This window comes from Methylobacterium sp. J-048, assembly GCF_022829515.1.
Classification (GTDB): domain Bacteria; phylum Pseudomonadota; class Alphaproteobacteria; order Rhizobiales; family Beijerinckiaceae; genus Methylobacterium.
Genome location: NZ_JAKSYL010000185.1, coordinates 99,388 through 115,375 on the forward strand (window position 1 = coordinate 99,388; position 15,988 = coordinate 115,375).

The following is a 15,988-nucleotide window of genomic DNA, read 5'->3' on the forward strand; positions in this document are numbered from 1 at the left end:
ACGGCGCCACGGCGAGGGCTGGCACCCGGCTTGCCACGGCCGACGCGGTTGCGGAGCGGATATCCATGAACGCGAGTGTCGAACGGGTCAGGGATGCCCTGGCCGAACTGATCAAGGCCGCCCTCATCTCCGACGACGGCAAGAGCCTCGCCTGCCGCGAGGCAGGGCGGGAGAAGCTCGCCGGGCTGGCGGCCGACCCACCGGAGGCTGGGAGCCTGCGCATGGATGGCGCCTGGATGCTTGCGATCCAGCAGGCGGAGACGCCGGAGCTGGCAGCCGAGGAGGGCCAGGTGAACCTGACCCTGCCGCGCGCCTGCCCGTTCACCCTCGACGCGATCGTGACGCCCGGGTTCGACGTGGATCTGGCGGTCGACCACATCCGCAAATCCGCCTCCACCGGCTGATCGCGCCTGTTGAGGACGCGACGGCCGGCGTTGCCGCGGACTGGCGGGAACCCCATCTTACGGTGACTGGACCGAATCAGCGGTCCGGCGCCCGATCGCGGGCGCGCATCTTTTTCGAGAACCGTCCGGCACCACCTTTTGGCACGACCCATCAGCGCAGAGGCGGCCGAGCCCGCCGCTCCCCCGCCCTTCCCGACCCGCGAGCAGATCCTCGCCTTCGTGGCCGAGGCGACCGAACCCGTCGGCAAGCGGGAGATCGCCAAGGCGTTCGGCATCAAGGGTGCCGCCAAGATCGACCTGAAGCGGATCCTCAAGGAGATCGAGGAGGACGGCGCAATCGATCGCGGGCGCGGCGGCCTCGCGGCGGCGGGCCGCCTGCCCCCGGTGGTGCTGACCGACATCCGCTCGCGCGACCGGCACGGCGACTTCCTGGCGATCCCGGTGGAGTGGACCGGCACCGGCAAGCCGCCGTCCATCGTGCTGACCCAGCCGCGCGGGCCGCGCAAGGGCAACCGATCGGCCGCCGGGATCGGCGACCGCGCCCTGGTCCGGGTCGAGCGCGATGCCGAGGGCGGCTATACCGGCCGGGTCATCAAGGTCATCGGCAAGAACAAGGCCGAGATCATCGGCGTCTACCGGGCCGGCGCGCAGGGCGGCCGGATCGTGCCGGTGGAGAAGCGCTCGCAGGGCCGCGAGATCCTGATCCCGCCCGGCGAGGAGGGCCAAGCCCGCGACGGCGACCTCGTCAGCGTGTCGCTGGAGCGCGAGACCCGCTTCGGCCTGCCGCGTGGCCGGGTCCGGGAGCGGCTCGGCTCGCTCGGTTCCGAGAAGGCCGTTAGCCTGATCGCGCTCCACCTGCACAACATCCCGCACGTTTTTTCGGACACGACCCTGGCCGAGGCCGATGCCGCGGCACCCGCCTCGCTCAAGGGCCGCGAGGATTGGCGCGAGCGGCCGCTGCTGACGATCGACCCGCCGGACGCCAAGGACCACGACGACGCGGTGATGGCCGAAGTCGATCCCGACCCGGCCAATCCGGGCGGCTTCATCGTCACCGTCGCCATCGCGGATGTCGCGGCTTACGTCCGCCCCGGTTCGAGCCTCGACCGCGAGGCGCTGGAGCGCGGCAACTCGGTCTACTTCCCGGACCGCGTCGTGCCGATGCTGCCGGAGCGGATCTCGAACGATCTCTGCTCCCTGCGCGAGGGTGAGGACCGCCCGGCCATCGCGGTCCGGATGGTGATCGCCGCCGACGGCGTGAAGCGCCGCCACACGTTCCACCGGGTGATGATGCGATCCCGCGCCAAGCTTGCCTACGCGCAGGCGCAAGCCGCCATCGACGGCCAGCCGGACGCCGCCACCGCGCCGCTGCTGGAAACAGTCCTGCGTCCGCTCTGGACGGCCTACGCGGCCCTGCGCGAGGCGCGCGACCGCCGCGGACCGCTCGCCCTCGACCTGCCCGAGCGCAAGGTGCTGCTGTCGCCCGAGGGCGCGGTCGACCGGGTGATCGTGCCGGAGCGCCTCGACGCACACCGGCTGATCGAGGAGTTCATGATCCAGGCCAACGTCGCCGCGGCCGAGACCCTGGAGGCGGCCAAGCAGGTGCTGATCTACCGGGTGCACGACGAGCCAGCGCAGGAGAAGATGCAGGCGCTCGGCGAGGTCCTGGCCTCGGTCGGCATCAAGCTGCCCAAGGAAGGGGCGCTGCGCCCGGCCTTGTTCAACCGCATCCTCGGCTCGGTGGCGGGCGGCGAGCACGCGACCTTCATCAACGAAGTGGTGCTGCGCTCCCAGGCGCAGGCGGTTTACGCGGCCGAGAATCTCGGCCATTTCGGGCTGAACCTGCGCCGCTACGCGCATTTCACCTCGCCGATCCGCCGCTACGCCGACCTGATCGTGCACCGGGCGCTGATCACCGCCTGCCGCCTCGGCTCCGACGGGCTGTCGCCGGAGGTGTCGGCGGGCGAACTCGCCCAAATCGGCGAGCAGATCTCGGCGGCCGAACGCCGCGCCATGGCGGCGGAGCGCGAGACCATCGACCGGCTGATCGCGCACCATCTGGTCGACCGGATCGGCGCCACGTTCGCGGGCCAGATCGCGGGCGTCACCCGCTCGGGCCTGTTCATCAAGCTCGACGAGACCGGCGCGGACGGGTTCGTACCGATCTCGCAGCTCGGCGCCGACTATTTCCGCCACGAAGAAGCACGCCACGCCCTGGTGGGCGAGCGCAGCGGCGAGACCTTCCGGCTTGGCGACCGGGTCGAGGTCCGCCTGGTCGAGGCCGCCCCGGTGGCGGGCGCACTCCGGTTCGAGCTGCTCAGCGAGGGCAAGACCCGCACCGGATCCGGCAAGGAAAGCGGCCCCCGGAAGCCCGGCGGCCGCCCGTTCAAGACCGCGCCGTCGGGTCGTCCGCCCGGCATCCGCAACTCCGGTACGCGCCATCGCGGCTCGCGCCGGTGACCGGGCCGATGTAGACCCTGGGCATGGCCACCGACGCGATTCCCGTGCGCACCCGCCTGATCCCCGCGATGGTGCGGGGCTTCGTCGGCCGCTGTCCGCATTGCGGCCAGGGCCGGATCTTCGGGCGCTTCCTCAAGGTGCGCCCGGATTGCGAGGCCTGCGGCCTGGAACTGCACCACCACCGCGCCGACGACCTGCCGCCCTACGCGGTGATCTTCATCGTCGGCCACATCGTCGGCTACCTGATCCTGGAGACCGAGACCCGTTACGACGTCCCGCTCTGGGTCGAGATGGGCGTCTGGCCGGTCGTCACGCTGCTGTTCGCCCTCGCGCTGCTCCAGCCGGTGAAGGGCGCGGTCGTCGGGTTGCAATATGCCCTTGGCATGCAAGGCTTCGCCACGCTACCGCGGGGCCGCCCCGTTTCGGGGTTGAAGGAGACGCGCCTTGCCGCAGCCGGAGCCGCAGCAGGAATCCGAGATCCCGACCAGCCCTGAGCGCGCGCCGTCGCCGGCACGCCTGCGCCCCCGGGACGCCGCGACCCTGATCGTGCTCGACCGGCGCGGAAAGGGCGGCCCGAAGGTCCTGATGGGCCGGCGGAATCCCAATCTCGCGTTCATGCCGGGGCAATTCGTGTTCCCGGGTGGCCGGATCGAGCTCGGCGACCGCCACATGCCGGTGGCCGGCGCCCTGCCGGACTACGCCGAGGCCGCACTCACCCGGCAGGTCTCCCGGCCGCCGCACCATCTCGGTCGGGCGCTTGCGCTGGCCGCGATCCGGGAGACCTACGAGGAGACCGGCCTGCTGCTCGGCACGAGCGAGCACGGCGCCCCGGAGGCTACGCCGGCGGGCTGGGAAGCCTTCGCCCGGCACGGGATCCTGCCGGATCTGGAGGCGCTGCATCTGGTCGCCCGGGCGATCACGCCGCCCAAGCGCGTGCGCCGGTTCGACACGCGCTTCTTCGCCATCGACCGCCGGAATGTCGTGGCCGAGGAGCCGGGCCGGGTGAGCCCGGATTCCGAGTTCACCGAGCTCGCCTGGGTGCGCCTCGACGCGGCGCGCAAGCTCGACCTGCCGTTCATCACCCGCGCCATCCTGGACGATCTCGAGGCGCAGATCGCCGTCGATTTCGCGCCCTACCGGATGATCCCCTTCCACTACGAGCGCTACGGCCGCCGCGAACGGGTTGCTTTGTGAATGTGTCCGAGAGGCCGGACCGGATCATCGCGCCAAGCGGGATCGGGCCGGACACCGTGGCGGCGATCACCGCCGCCATCGCCTGCGTCACGGTGGTCGGTATCGGCTTAAGCCTGTCGATCCCCCTGCTGTCGATCGAGATGGAGCGGCGCGGCGCGTCGAGCACGCTGATCGGGCTCAACACCGCGATCGCCGGCGTAGCCAGCATCTGCACGGTGCCGTTCGTGCCGCGGCTCGCGTCCCGGATCGGCGTCGCGAGGCTCCTCTGCTTGGCGCTGATCGTGGGCGCGGCGAGCCTGGCGGCCTTCCCGATGGTGCCGGGCATCGCCCTGTGGTTCCCCCTGCGCTTCGTGTTCTCGATGACGCTGGGCGCGCTGTTCGTGCTGTCCGAGTACTGGATCAACGCGGCAGCCCCGCCGGAGCGCCGCGGCCTGGTGATGGGCATCTACGCCACCGTGCTGGCGGCGGGCTTCGCGGTGGGCCCGGCGCTCCTGGCGCTGGTCGGGACCGAGGGCTTGGCGCCCTACCTGACCGGCGCCGCGCTGATGCTGGCCGGCGGCCTGCCGATCGTCCTCGCCCGCGGGCTGTCGCCGACGATCGCGCACGGGTCCGGCCGCAGCATCGTCGCCTATCTGCGCCTCGCCCCCGGAGCGCTGCTCGCCGCCCTCGCCTACGGGGCGGTGGAGACCGGGATCTTCGCGATCCTGCCGCTCTACGGGCTGCGCCTGGGCTACGACGCGCAGGGCGCGGCCGGCCTGGTCAGCCTGATCGCGCTCGGCAACGTGCTGTTCCAGATCCCGTTCGGCTGGCTCGCCGACCGCTTCGACCGGCGCGCGGTGCTGCTCGGCGCAAGCCTCGGCGGGGCCGCGGGCTCGGCCCTGATCCCGCTGGCCTCCGGATCGCCGGTGGCGCTCGGCCTCGTCCTGTTCGCCTGGGGCGGCATCGCCGGCACGCTCTACACGGTCGGCCTGACCACGTTGGGCGACCGGGTCCCGGCCTCCGACCTCGCGGGCGCCAACGCGGCCTTCGTGGTTCTGTACAATGTCGGCCTGATGCTGGGGCCGCCCCTGATCGGCGGCGGCCTCGATCTGGTGCCGCCGCACGGCTTCGCCTGGGCGCTACTGGCGCTGTTCCTGGCCTTCTCGCTGAGCCTCGCCACGATGGAGCGCTCCGCCGCCCGGCCTTGACCTGAACCGCCCGATCGGGCATTGACCCGCCCGTATTCGGCCGGGCTTTCCCGGCCATTTGCGTTTCGCTCACGCGGAATGCCGCACCCTGCAGGAGCGCCGCGCCATGGCCAAGGCCGTCACCGTCAAGATCAAGCTCATCTCCACCGCCGACACCGGCTACTTCTACGTCACCAAGAAGAACTCCCGCACGCAGACCGAGAAGCTGACGATGCGCAAGTACGACCCGGTGGCGCGCAAGCACGTCGAGTTCAAGGAAACCAAGATCAAGTAAGGCGAGATCGAGTAAGGCTCGGGGACACCCTCGGGCCTAGGCCGATCCAACGAGCCGCTCCGGCGACGGGGCGGCTTTTTCTATGCGCGTTTAGGATCCGTCCTCTCGTGGTCGGCCCCAGCCCAGCGCCGCACCTTAGTGTCTCCGTGATTCGGGCGCTGCCTGACGCCGCGCAGGGATTCGCATCCCCCGCATTGGCCGGACCGGTCATTGGAGCGCGCACACGATGTCGAAAATGCTGCTGACGATGGTGATCGTCCTGGCGGTTCTCGCGGCCCGCATCGTCCTCAAGCTGCCGCTTCTTCCGTACCGTGCCGCTCGCGGCCTCTGGCGGAGCCTGTCGGCCCCGGCCTGACATGGTAGCTCACGCGCCCGGCACGGAGCCGGACAGCTCGGGATCCAGCGTCCGCGCCAAGGTCCGGGCGATGGCGACGAGCGCGGTCACCATCGGGGTCGAGGGCTCCCGGCGCGGGGCGACGAGGCCGATCGTATGCTCCAGGTCCGGCGCGGTGATCGGGATCGCCCGCACCCCCGCCATCGGCCCGAGGGCGTCGACCAGGATCTCCGGCATGATCGACGCCCAGCGCAGGGTGCGCACATGGGTCATCAGCACGATCATCGAGTTCGATTCGAGGGTCGCGGCCGGCTCCGCGCCCGATTCGCGGATCTGCTGGTCGATGATCCGCCGGTTCTGCATGTTCGGCGTCAGCAGGCAGAGCGGCAATTGCCCGGTCTCGGCCCAGGTGACGCTGCTGCGGCCGTCGAACGGGCCGCCATCGGCCGTGACCAGCCGGTAGCGCTCCCGATACAGCGGCACGGACACGACCCGGCCCAGGGGCTCGTTGTCGAGGTAGGTCAGGCCGGCATCGGCCTCCAGGTTCTCGATCAGCGAGAAGATGTCGGCCGAGGCGGCGGATTCGACCGTGAGCCGCACGTCCGGGTGGCGCTCGCCATACGGGGTGGTCAGGCTCACGATCATCGGCAGGGCCGTGGGGATCGCGGCGATGCGCAGGTGCCCGGTCAGGCCCCGGCGCAGGCCCGTGACCTCCTCGTGCATCGCCCGCGCGTCGGCCACGATGCGGCGGGCCCATTGGAGGACCCGCTCACCCTCGGGGGTGAAACCCTGGAAGCGCGAGCCGCGCAGCACGAGCTGCACGCCGAAGCGGTTCTCCAACTGCTTCACGCCGGCCGAGAGGGTCTGCTGCGTCACCCCGCAGGTCTCGGCCGCATGACCGAAATGCTGCTCGCGGGCGAGCGCGAGCAGGAAATCCAGCTTGTCGATCACGGCGGCATTCCGAACGACTCATGCCGGCAGGCTTTGGCATGCCAGAACGTAATCACCGGCAGGCCCCGCCACAACAGGCGACGGGCGCCCGCTCAGCGGAACAGGATGAACGCCTTCGACAGGGTGATGCCGATCCCCCAGAGGATCGGGATGCCGACCACCGCCCAGGCCAGCGCCGCGCCGGGGCTGAACCCGCCCCGGCCGATTCCGAACGAACCCGAGGCACGGACGGTCGCGGTGCCGGCCTGGGAGTCGAGGGCGGCGCGCTCGGAATCAGACATGAACCAGCGGCCGGCGAGCGGCCGGATCAGCAGGTTGCAGACGAACCCCACGGCGAGGAACGCCGCCAGCACGTACATGGTCCGCCCGTAGAGATCCGCGCCCTGCACCCCGGAGGCGGCCTGGATCTCGCGGATCTTGGTGACCACGAACGGCCCGACGACGCCGGCGGTCGACCACGCGGTGAGCAGGCGGCCGTGGATCGCGCCCACGAACTGCGTGCCGAACACGTCGGCGAGGTAGGCCGGGATCGTCGCGAAGCCGCCGCCATACATCGACAGGATCACGCAGAAGAACCCGACGAACAGAGCCTGCGAGCCGATCCCGGCGGCCCAGGGCGCGGCGGCGTAGAGCACGCCGCCCAGGGCGAAGAAGATCGCGTAGGTGAGCTTGCGGCCGATCCGGTCCGACATCGAGGCCCAGAAGAACCGGCCCAGGATGTTGAACAGCGAGAGCAGGCCGACGAAGCCGGCCGCGATCGCAGCGACTTGCGTCTTCTGGCCGCCGTCCAGGGCGGAGAATCCGGTGCCGGGCAGCCCGATCAGGGCGCCGACGAAAATTTCCTGGAGCATCGGCGAGGCGAGCGCCAGGACGCCGATCCCGGCCGAGACGTTGAGGCAGAGCACCAGCCAGATCATCCAGAACTGGACGGTCTTGTGCGCGTCCCGCAGGTGGACATGGCCCGAGGCGATCATGGCGTTCTTGGCCGCCGGCGGCGTCCAGCCGTCCGGGGCCCAGCCGGACGGCGGCACCCGGTAGCCGAAGGCACCGCCCAGCATGAACACGATGTAGCCCAGCCCCATCACGGCGAGGGTCTGCCAGACGCCGACGGAATCGGCGCTCCGGAAGGTCTTGATCAGGCCGTCGGCCAGCGGCGAGCCGATCATCGCGCCGCCACCGAAGCCCATGATCGCCATGCCGGTGGCCATGCCGCGCCGGTCGGGGAACCACTTGATCAGCGTCGAGACCGGGGAGATGTAGCCGAGCCCCAGCCCGATGCCGCCGATCAGGCCCATGCCGAGCCAGACCAGCCAGAGCTGGTGGAGATAGACGCCGAGCGCACCGATCAGGAAGCCGCCGCCCCAGCACAGGGCGGCCGCGATGCCGGCCTTGCGCGGCCCGGCCCGCTCCAGCCAGCCGCCGAACACGGCAGCCGAGAGGCCGAGCATCACGATCCCGATCGAGAAGACGATGACGAGATCGCTGACGCGCCAGTCGCAGGTGGTGGTGAACAGCGCCGTGATCACGCCCATGTCGGGGCAGGCGGCAGGGGCCGGCTGGCCGACGGACAGCGTCCGGCTCAGCGGCAGCCAGAACACCGACAGCCCGTAGGCCATGCCGATGCAGAGATGGATTGCGAGAGCCGCGGGCGGGACCAACCAGCGGTTGAAACCCGGTTTGGCGACGATGCGCTCACGGGAAAGCCAGCCGTGATCGCTCCCGGACGCGACCGCGCCCGCCAGTTCTGAACGCATCGAAACTTCCTCCGAGCCCGACTCTCTTGGGCGAGTCGGGCCGCGGTGTAAGCTTAACCGTTCGGCCAGCCGGGTGCCAACACGCGCAACAATCTGGAGCGCGATCCAATCGCCGGATCAACCGCGAGGAATGCGGATTCCATCCTTGCACACGCACAACGCGCGTTGCGTGGCTGGAAGTCCGTGTTGAGCGCGGTCGCTGACGCCGAAACGGTATCCACTTCGGCGGCGAACGCACTATCCGGCGTCGCTGGCGCCCTCGCCGAGCTTCTGCGGGTCGCGGGTCGCCGGGCGCACCGGGCTCTCGGCCTGGGGCTCGGCGCCGCGCAGGGCCCGCTGCACCAGGCTGTCGGCCCGGTCGCCCATCTCCGGCAGGGCGGCCTCGAGCTTCGAGACCATCTTGGGCGTCCAGAACGCCGTGATGTGCTTGTGCACCCCGGCCACCGCCTCGTCCTCCGGGTAGGACCGGAAGAACGTGGCGATCTGGTTCGCCATCCGGAGGAGCTTGTCCTCCTGGGTCTGCGCGCTCATCGGCTCACTCCGCCGCGTCGAGTGTCTGGGCAATGCGCGTCAGCGAAAAGTCCTCCTCGTAGAACTTCGCCTGCCAGTCGGACGGCCGGTTGGTCCGCCGGACCTGCACCGCGGTCACCTTGTATTCCGGGCAGTTGGTCGCCCAGTCCGAGTAGTCGGTGGTGATGACGTTGGCGCCGGTCTTGGCGTGGTGGAACGTGGTGTAGACCACGCCCGGCTGCATCCGCTCCGAGACCTTGGCCTTCAGGGCGATGTCGCCGGACCGGCTCTCCAGGGAGACCAGATCGCCCTCGACGATGCCGCGCAGCTCGGCATCGAACGGATGGATTTCCAGCACGTCCTCCTCGTGCCAACGCGAGTTCTCGGTGCGCCGGGTCTGCGCGCCGACATTGTACTGGGACAGGATCCGGCCCGTGGTCAGGATCAGCGGGAACTTCGCCCCCGTCCGCTCCTCGGTGGCCACGAACTCGGTGATCATGAACCGGCCCTTGCCGCGGACGAAGCGATCCACGTGCATCATCGGCGTGCCGAGCGGCGCCTTCTCGTTGCAGGGCCACTGTACCGAGCCCAGCTCGTCAAGCTTGGCGTAGGACACGCCGGTGAAGCTCGGGGTCAGGCCCGCGATCTCGTCCATGATCTCGGACGGGTGGCTGTACGCCATCGTGTAGCCCAGCGCGTTGGCGAGCAGCACCGTGCCCTCCCAGTCGCCGTAGCCGCCCATCGGGGGCATCACCTTGCGCACGCGGGAGATGCGGCGCTCGGCGTTGGTGAAGGTGCCGTCCTTCTCCAGGAACGACGCCCCCGGCAGGAAGACGTGGGCGTATTTCGCGGTCTCGTTCAGGAATAGGTCCTGGATGACGATGCATTCCATCGCCTTGAGGCCGGACGTGACGTGGTGCGTGTCGGGGTCCGACTGCGCGATGTCCTCGCCCTGGATGTACAGGCCCTTGAACGAGCCATCGACGGCCTCGTCCAGCATGTTGGTGATGCGCAGGCCCGGCGCGTTGTCGAGCTTGGCGCCCCACAGGGCCTCGAAGCTCTCGCGGGTGGCATCGTCCGAGACGTGGCGGTAGCCAGTGAGCTCGTGCGGGAACGAGCCCATGTCGCAGGAGCCCTGGACGTTGTTCTGGCCGCGCAGCGGGTTCACGCCGGCGCCGAGCTTGCCGATGTTGCCGGTGGCCATGGCGATGTTGGCCATGCCCATCACCATGGTCGAGCCCTGGCTGTGCTCGGTGACGCCCAGCCCGTAATAGATGCCGGCCGCGCCGCCCGTGGCGTAGAGCCGGGCCGCGGCGCGGACCTCGGCCGGGTCGAGGCCGGTGAAGGTCTGCTGCGCCTCCGGGGAGTGGCGCTCCTCGGCGATGAACCGGGCCCAGGTCTCGAACTCGGCGAGATCGCAGCGCTCGCGGACATAGGCCTCGTCGATCAGCCCCTCGGTGACGATGACGTGCGCCAGCGAGTTGATGAAGGCGACGTTGGAGCCGGGCTTCAGCGGCAGGTGGTAGTCGGCCTTGATGTGGGGCGACTTCACCAGATCGATCTTGCGCGGATCCGCGACGATCAGCTTGGCGCCCTGGCGCAGGCGCTTCTTCATCCGCGAGCCGAAGACCGGGTGGCCGTCGGTCGGGTTGGCGCCGATCACCAGGATCACGTCGGAGTTCTCGACCGACTTGAAGTCCTGGGTGCCGGCCGAGGTGCCCAGCGTCGACATCAGGCCGTAGCCGGTCGGCGAATGGCAGACGCGGGCGCAGGTATCGACGTTGTTGTTGCCGAAGGCGGCGCGCACGAGCTTCTGGACGAGGTAGGCCTCCTCGTTGGTGCAGCGCGACGAGGTGATGCCGCCGACTGAATCTTTTCCGTATGTCGCCTGGATGCGCTTAAATTCGCTGGCGGCATGCGCGATGGCTTCGTCCCAAGACACCTCGCGCCACGGATCCGTGATCTTGGCGCGGATCATCGGCTTGGTGATGCGGTCCTTGTGGGTGGCGTAGCCGTAGGCGAAGCGGCCCTTGACGCAGCTATGGCCCTCGTTGGCCTTGCCGCCCTTGTAGGGCACCATGCGCACGACGCGGGTGCCCTGCATCTCGGCCTTGAACGAGCAGCCGACGCCGCAATAGGCGCAGGTCGTCACCTCGGCGTGCTCGGGCTGGCCGAACTCGTGGATCGACTTTTCCTGCAACGTGGCCGTCGGACACGCCTGCACGCAGGCGCCGCAGGAGACGCATTCCGATTCCATGAAGTTGGTCGGGCCCGCCGCCACGCGGCTGTCGAAGCCGCGGCCCGCGATGGTGAGTGCGAAGGTGCCCTGCACCTCCTCGCAGGCGCGGACGCAGCGGTTGCAGACGATGCACTTCGACGGATCGTAGGTGAAGTACGGGTTCGACTCGTCCTTCGGCAGATACTTCTCGGCGCTCGGCACGACGTGGTTGTCGCCCTCGTAGCCGTAGCGCACGTCGCGCAGGCCGACGACGCCGGCCATGTCCTGCAATTCGCAATCGCCGTTGGCAGCGCAGGTGAGGCAGGTCAGCGGGTGATCGGAGATGTAGAGCTCCATCACGCCCTTGCGGAGCTTGGCCAGCTTGTCGGTCTGCGTGCGCACGACCATGCCGTTCTCGGCCGGCGTCGTGCAGGAGGCCGGTGTGCCGCGCCGCCCCTCGATCTCGACGAGGCACAGGCGGCAGGAGCCGAACGGCTCCAGCGAGTCGGTGGCGCACAGCTTCGGGATCTGGGTGCCGGCATGCATCGCCGCCGCCATCACCGAGGTGCCGGCCGGCACCGTCACGTCCATCCCGTCGATGGTCAGGGTGACGGTCTGCTCCGCCACGCGGATCGGCGTGCCGTAGTCGATCTCTTTGATGAGGGCCATGGAAGCCTCCTCACTCAGCCGCGACGGGCAGCGAGCCCGCGCGGGTGAAATCCTCGGGGAAATGGGTGATCGCGCTCATCACGGGCATCGGCGTGAGCCCGCCCATGGCGCAGAGCGACCCATCGGTCATGACCTCGCAGAGGTCCTCGATCAGCTTCAGGTTCGTCTCCGGCCGGATGCCGGCGATGACCTTGTCCATGGTCTCGACGCCACGGGTCGCGCCGATGCGGCAGGGGGTGCACTTGCCGCAGGATTCGGTGGCGCAGAACTCGAAGGCGAAGCGCGCTTGGGCGGCCATGTCGACGGTGTCGTCGAACACCACGATGCCGCCATGGCCGACGAGGCCCTTCTTGGCGGCCATCGCCTCGTAGTCGAGGGGCGTGTCGAGCAGGTGATCGGGGAAATAGGCCCCGAGCGGACCGCCGACCTGCACGGCCCGCACCGGTCGGCCCGAACGGGTGCCGCCGCCGTAATCCTCGATCACCTCGCGCAGCGTCACGCCGAAGGCGAGCTCGATCAGGCCGCCATGCTTGATGTTGCCGGCGAGCTGGATCGGCAGGGTGCCGAGCGAGCGGCCCATGCCGTAATCGGCGTAGGCCCCGGCCCCGTTCTCAAGGATCCACGGCACGGCCGTGAAGGTCATGACGTTGTTGACCAGCGTCGGCTTACCCAAAAACCCCTTGAGCGCCGGGATCGGCGGCTTGGCCCGCACGATGCCGCGCTTGCCCTCCAGGCTCTCCAGCAGCGAGGTCTCCTCGCCGCAGATATAGGCGCCCGCCCCGAGCCGGACCTCCAGATGGAAGCTTTTGCCGGATCCCAGGATATCGGCGCCGAGCACGCCAGCGTCGATGCCGTTGGCGATCGCCTCCTTCAGGGTGGCGAAGGCCTGGGGGTATTCGGAGCGCAGGTAGATGTAGCCCCGGGTCGCGCCGGTCGCGATCGCCGCGATGGTCATGCCCTCGATGAGGTTGAAGGGGTCGCCCTCCATCATCATCCGGTCGGCGAAGGTGCCGGAATCGCCCTCGTCTGCGTTGCAGACGACGTACTTTTGCTCGCTCTTGGCGAGCATCACGGTGTTCCACTTGATCCCGGCCGGGAAGCCGGCGCCGCCGCGGCCGCGCAGGCCGGAATCGCGCACCGCCGCGACGATGCCCTCGGCGTCGAGCTTCAGCGCGGCTTCGAGACCGCGATAGCCGCCATGGGCCCGGTAATCGGCCACCGAGACCGGATCGACCACGCCGCAGCGGTGGAAGGTCAGACGCTGCTGGCGGGCCAGGAACGGGATTTTTTGGGGGTCGCCGAGACGCAGGGGGTGATCGCCGCCCGTGGCGAGGCCGGCATCGAGCAGGGCGTCGACATCCGAGACCTTGACCGGCCCATAGGCGACCCGACCCTCCGGTGTGGCGACCTCGACCATCGGCTCGAGCCAGAACAGGCCGCGGGAGCCGGTGCGCACGATGGTCACGTCGAGGCCGCGGCGCTCAGCGCCCGCGAACAGGGCCCGGGCGAACTTGTTGGCGCCGAGGCCCAAAGCCACGGCGTCCCGGGGGACGTAAAGGGTGACGCTCACTGGCGGGTCTCCCGCTTGGTTTCGGCCAGCGCCTCGTCGAGGGCGTCGGCGGTCAGGTGGGCCACCGGCTCGCCGTCGATGAGGGCCGCGGGGCCGTTGGCGCAGAGGCCGAGGCAGTAGACCGGCTCGACCGTGGCGCTGCCGTCGGCGGTGGTCTCGTGCCAATCGCAGCCCAGGCGGGCGAGGATCTCGCGATGGAGCTTGTCCGAACCCATGGCCTGGCAGGCCTCGGCCCGGCACAGCTTCACCTCGTGGCGGCCAGCCGGATGGGCGCGGAAGTCATGGTAGAAGGTGATGCAGCCATGCACCTCGGCGCGCGACAGGTTCAGCGCGTCGGCGATCAGCGGCACGGCGCCGCCATCGACATACCCGAAGGTCTCCTGCAGCGCGTGCAGGATCGGCAGCGTCGCGCCTTCGAGATGGGTGTGCTCAGCAATGATCCCGGTCGCGCGTTCCGCACTCCAGGGCTCGTGACCCGCCATGGTTTCCAGCCCAGTCTGTTCTTCTTCTAAAGCGAAGTGGAACAGAAATGCCGAACCCCATCAATGGCGCAGTCCGGTCGGCCGACAAAGGATCTCTGTTAACCTGTCACCCGCGCGATGGTCGCGGACGGGCGATGCAATAAGTCATTCTCAAGGCGTTGGTTTCTGTCGCTCGCGAGCCGCCAGAAATTCTTGCGTGCACCGCAACATCGATTTGTGCCATGCAAGAAATTGCATCCGGCAGGCAGACGGGGTCTCAGAATTCCATGTCGAGTTCCTCGATCTCGTCCGGCTCGTCGGCGGCGGCCTCGGCCCATTCGATCATCAGCGGCCAGTGCAGGATCGTGTCCCGATAGGCCGCCGCCCGGGGCGGCAGCGCCACGTCGTAGGTGCGGAACCGGGTGCAGACCGGGGCGTACAGGGCGTCGGCGAGGCCGGGCCGGTCGCCGAACAGGAACGGGCCGTCGTAACGGTCCAGGCAATCGTCGAAGATCGTGACGATGCGTTCGATATCGGCCTTGGCGCCGTTGAACACCCGGAAGCCCGGATGGAAGGCGCGCAGGTTCATCGGCAGGGCCGAGCGCAAATTCACGAAGCCCGAATGCATCTCGCCGGCGATGGAGCGGCAATGGGCACGCTCGGCCACATCGTGCGGCAGGAAGCTCGCATCCGGAAAGGTCTCGCGGAGATATTCGGCGATGGCGAGGGTATCCCAGACCACCACGTCGCCGTGGCGCAGGCGCGGCACCAGGAAGGACGGCGACAGGTGTAGCAGCTCGGCGCGGCTGGTCGCATCGGTGCCCGACAGCACCTCGGTGTCGAAGGCGAGCCCGGCCATCCGGCAGATCAGCCAGCCCCGCAGGGACCAGGACGAGTAGTTGCGGCTGGAGATGGTGAGCGTGGCGGCGGTCATCGTCTTCACCCCGGGCGCGTCGCCGATCATGCGATCTGCGCAACCGGATCCAAGACTCATGCCGAAGCAAAGACTCGTGCCGATTCGATCCGGGCGAATCGCGATGCGTCGGATCTTACTCCCGTCGCAGCAGCGCGGCGACCTCCGCCTCCTCGGCCGCCGACAGCGTCCGGACCGGCGCGGCCGGCCGGCGGCGGGCGAGGCGCCAGATCCCGAAGCCGCCGAGCAGGACCGCCAGGATCGGGGTCAGCCACAGCAGCAGGGTGTGCGGGGCGAAGACCGGCCGCAGCAGCACGAACTCGCCGTAGCGGTCGACGACGTAGCGCAGAACCGCCGGGTCAGTGTCGCCCTTCTGCAGACGCTCGCGGACGATCACACGCAGGTCCTTGGCGAGCGGCGCGTCGGAATCGTCGATCGACTGGTTCTGGCAGACGAGGCAGCGTAATTCCGAGGAAATCTCCCGGGCACGATGCTCCAGCACCGGATCCTTCAGCACCTCGTCGGGCTGGACGGCGCGGGCGGGGGCAGCGAGCGAGAGCGTCGCAAAGACAGCCAAGGCGAGACGGACCCGCGCCATCCCTCCCCCCCCTGCGGGGGAGGGTACCCTGCGCAACAGGGGGGGAGAGGGGCAGCGCGACGGGTCAGGATATGATGAAGCCCGGCGCGACTCGTCCGGCACCGTCGCTCCCCTCTCCCGACCCGGCCTGACGGCCGGCCCACCCTCCCCCGCGGAGGGGGGAGGGAGAGCGTCGGCGCCAGATGCCAGAACCCCGGCCATCACTCGGCCGGGGTTCTCGCATCTGGCGCCCACGCTCTCCCTCCCCCCTCCGCGGGGGCGGGTGGGCCGGCCGCCAGGCAGGGTCGGGAGAGGGGAGCGACGGTGCCGGCCGAGTTGCGCCGGCCTTCATCATATCCTGACCCGTCGCGCCGCCCCTCTCCCCCCCTGTTGCGCACGGTAGCCTCCCCCCCAGGGGGGGGAGGCAGGGCGCGGGTCCGTCTCGCCTTGGCTGTCTTTGCGACGCTCTCGCTCGCTGCGCCAGCCGCCGCCGTCCGGCCCGCGGCGGGGCC

14 protein-coding genes are annotated in these 15,988 nt (G+C 69.7%); 6 read left to right on the forward strand and 8 right to left on the reverse strand.

The window, feature by feature from the left end:
* Window positions 1–65: 65 nt before the first annotated feature.
* The 6 genes from MKL09_RS18935 to rpmG all read left to right on the forward strand — a co-directional run bounded on the left by MKL09_RS18935 (window position 66) and on the right by rpmG (window position 5,519).
* Window positions 66–404: a hypothetical protein gene (locus MKL09_RS18935; RefSeq protein ID WP_244022651.1), complete on the forward strand. Its 339-nt coding sequence runs from the start codon at window positions 66–68 to the stop codon at window positions 402–404.
* Between the two features lie 138 nt (window positions 405–542).
* Complete coding sequence (rnr, locus tag MKL09_RS18940; RefSeq protein WP_244022652.1) at window positions 543–2,864, forward strand: ribonuclease R; 2,322 nt, start codon at window positions 543–545, stop codon at window positions 2,862–2,864.
* A gap of 23 nt (window positions 2,865–2,887) precedes the next feature.
* Window positions 2,888–3,358 (forward strand): DUF983 domain-containing protein, encoded by a 471-nt coding sequence (locus MKL09_RS18945; RefSeq protein ID WP_244022654.1) that lies wholly within the window; start codon window positions 2,888–2,890, stop codon window positions 3,356–3,358.
* Window positions 3,309–4,058, forward strand: a complete 750-nt coding sequence (locus tag MKL09_RS18950; RefSeq protein ID WP_244022656.1) for an NUDIX hydrolase — start codon at window positions 3,309–3,311, stop codon at window positions 4,056–4,058. Before MKL09_RS18945 ends, MKL09_RS18950 begins: the two co-directional genes overlap by 50 nt.
* The gene (locus MKL09_RS18955) at window positions 4,055–5,245 is read left to right on the forward strand and encodes an MFS transporter (protein WP_244022658.1); all 1,191 of its coding nucleotides are present in this window, start codon (window positions 4,055–4,057) and stop codon (window positions 5,243–5,245) included. Before MKL09_RS18950 ends, MKL09_RS18955 begins: the two co-directional genes overlap by 4 nt.
* Window positions 5,246–5,351: 106 nt before the next feature.
* Window positions 5,352–5,519 carry a 50S ribosomal protein L33 gene (gene rpmG, locus MKL09_RS18960; RefSeq protein ID WP_007565747.1) on the forward strand — a complete coding sequence of 56 codons (168 nt, stop codon included), beginning with the start codon at window positions 5,352–5,354 and terminating at the stop codon, window positions 5,517–5,519.
* Window positions 5,520–5,883: 364 nt separating this feature from the next.
* Here rpmG and MKL09_RS18965 read toward each other — a convergent pair whose 3' ends face one another.
* The 8 genes from MKL09_RS18965 to MKL09_RS19000 all read right to left on the reverse strand — a co-directional run bounded on the left by MKL09_RS18965 (window position 5,884) and on the right by MKL09_RS19000 (window position 15,497).
* Window positions 5,884–6,804, reverse strand: a complete 921-nt coding sequence (locus MKL09_RS18965) for a LysR family transcriptional regulator (protein ID WP_244022660.1) — start codon at window positions 6,802–6,804, stop codon at window positions 5,884–5,886.
* Between the two features lie 92 nt (window positions 6,805–6,896).
* Entirely contained in the window at window positions 6,897–8,558 is a 1,662-nt protein-coding gene (locus MKL09_RS18970; RefSeq protein ID WP_244022662.1) for an OFA family MFS transporter, read from the reverse strand.
* Window positions 8,559–8,795: 237 nt separating this feature from the next.
* A complete protein-coding gene (locus MKL09_RS18975; RefSeq protein ID WP_092037493.1) occupies window positions 8,796–9,089 on the reverse strand; it encodes a formate dehydrogenase subunit delta in 294 nt (97 codons plus the stop codon).
* A gap of 4 nt (window positions 9,090–9,093) precedes the next feature.
* Entirely contained in the window at window positions 9,094–11,955 is a 2,862-nt protein-coding gene (gene fdhF / locus MKL09_RS18980) for a formate dehydrogenase subunit alpha (RefSeq protein ID WP_244022664.1), read from the reverse strand.
* 10 nt (window positions 11,956–11,965) lie between these two features.
* Window positions 11,966–13,525: a formate dehydrogenase beta subunit gene (locus tag MKL09_RS18985; protein WP_244022666.1), complete on the reverse strand. Its 1,560-nt coding sequence runs from the start codon at window positions 13,523–13,525 to the stop codon at window positions 11,966–11,968.
* On the reverse strand, window positions 13,522–14,007 hold the full coding sequence (locus MKL09_RS18990; RefSeq protein ID WP_244022667.1) for a formate dehydrogenase subunit gamma: 486 nt from the start codon (window positions 14,005–14,007) through the stop codon (window positions 13,522–13,524). Before MKL09_RS18990 ends, MKL09_RS18985 begins: the two co-directional genes overlap by 4 nt.
* A gap of 256 nt (window positions 14,008–14,263) precedes the next feature.
* Entirely contained in the window at window positions 14,264–14,920 is a 657-nt protein-coding gene (locus MKL09_RS18995; protein ID WP_244022683.1) for a glutathione S-transferase family protein, read from the reverse strand.
* 115 nt (window positions 14,921–15,035) lie between these two features.
* Window positions 15,036–15,497, reverse strand: coding sequence for a cytochrome c-type biogenesis protein (locus MKL09_RS19000; RefSeq protein WP_244022669.1), 462 nt, complete (start codon window positions 15,495–15,497; stop codon window positions 15,036–15,038).
* Window positions 15,498–15,988 lie beyond the last annotated feature (491 nt).

Coding starts and splice junctions, on each gene's coding strand:
- MKL09_RS18995 (WP_244022683.1), bottom strand. CDS start 14,920: ATGACCGCCGCCACGCTCACCATCTCCAGCCGCAACTACTCGTCCTGG.
- MKL09_RS18970 (WP_244022662.1), bottom strand. CDS start 8,558: ATGCGTTCAGAACTGGCGGGCGCGGTCGCGTCCGGGAGCGATCACGGC.
- MKL09_RS19000 (WP_244022669.1), bottom strand. CDS start 15,497: ATGGCGCGGGTCCGTCTCGCCTTGGCTGTCTTTGCGACGCTCTCGCTC.
- MKL09_RS18945 (WP_244022654.1), top strand. CDS start 2,888: ATGGCCACCGACGCGATTCCCGTGCGCACCCGCCTGATCCCCGCGATG.
- rpmG (WP_007565747.1), top strand. CDS start 5,352: ATGGCCAAGGCCGTCACCGTCAAGATCAAGCTCATCTCCACCGCCGAC.
- fdhF (WP_244022664.1), bottom strand. CDS start 11,955: ATGGCCCTCATCAAAGAGATCGACTACGGCACGCCGATCCGCGTGGCG.
- MKL09_RS18990 (WP_244022667.1), bottom strand. CDS start 14,007: ATGGCGGGTCACGAGCCCTGGAGTGCGGAACGCGCGACCGGGATCATT.
- MKL09_RS18975 (WP_092037493.1), bottom strand. CDS start 9,089: ATGAGCGCGCAGACCCAGGAGGACAAGCTCCTCCGGATGGCGAACCAG.
- MKL09_RS18935 (WP_244022651.1), top strand. CDS start 66: ATGAACGCGAGTGTCGAACGGGTCAGGGATGCCCTGGCCGAACTGATC.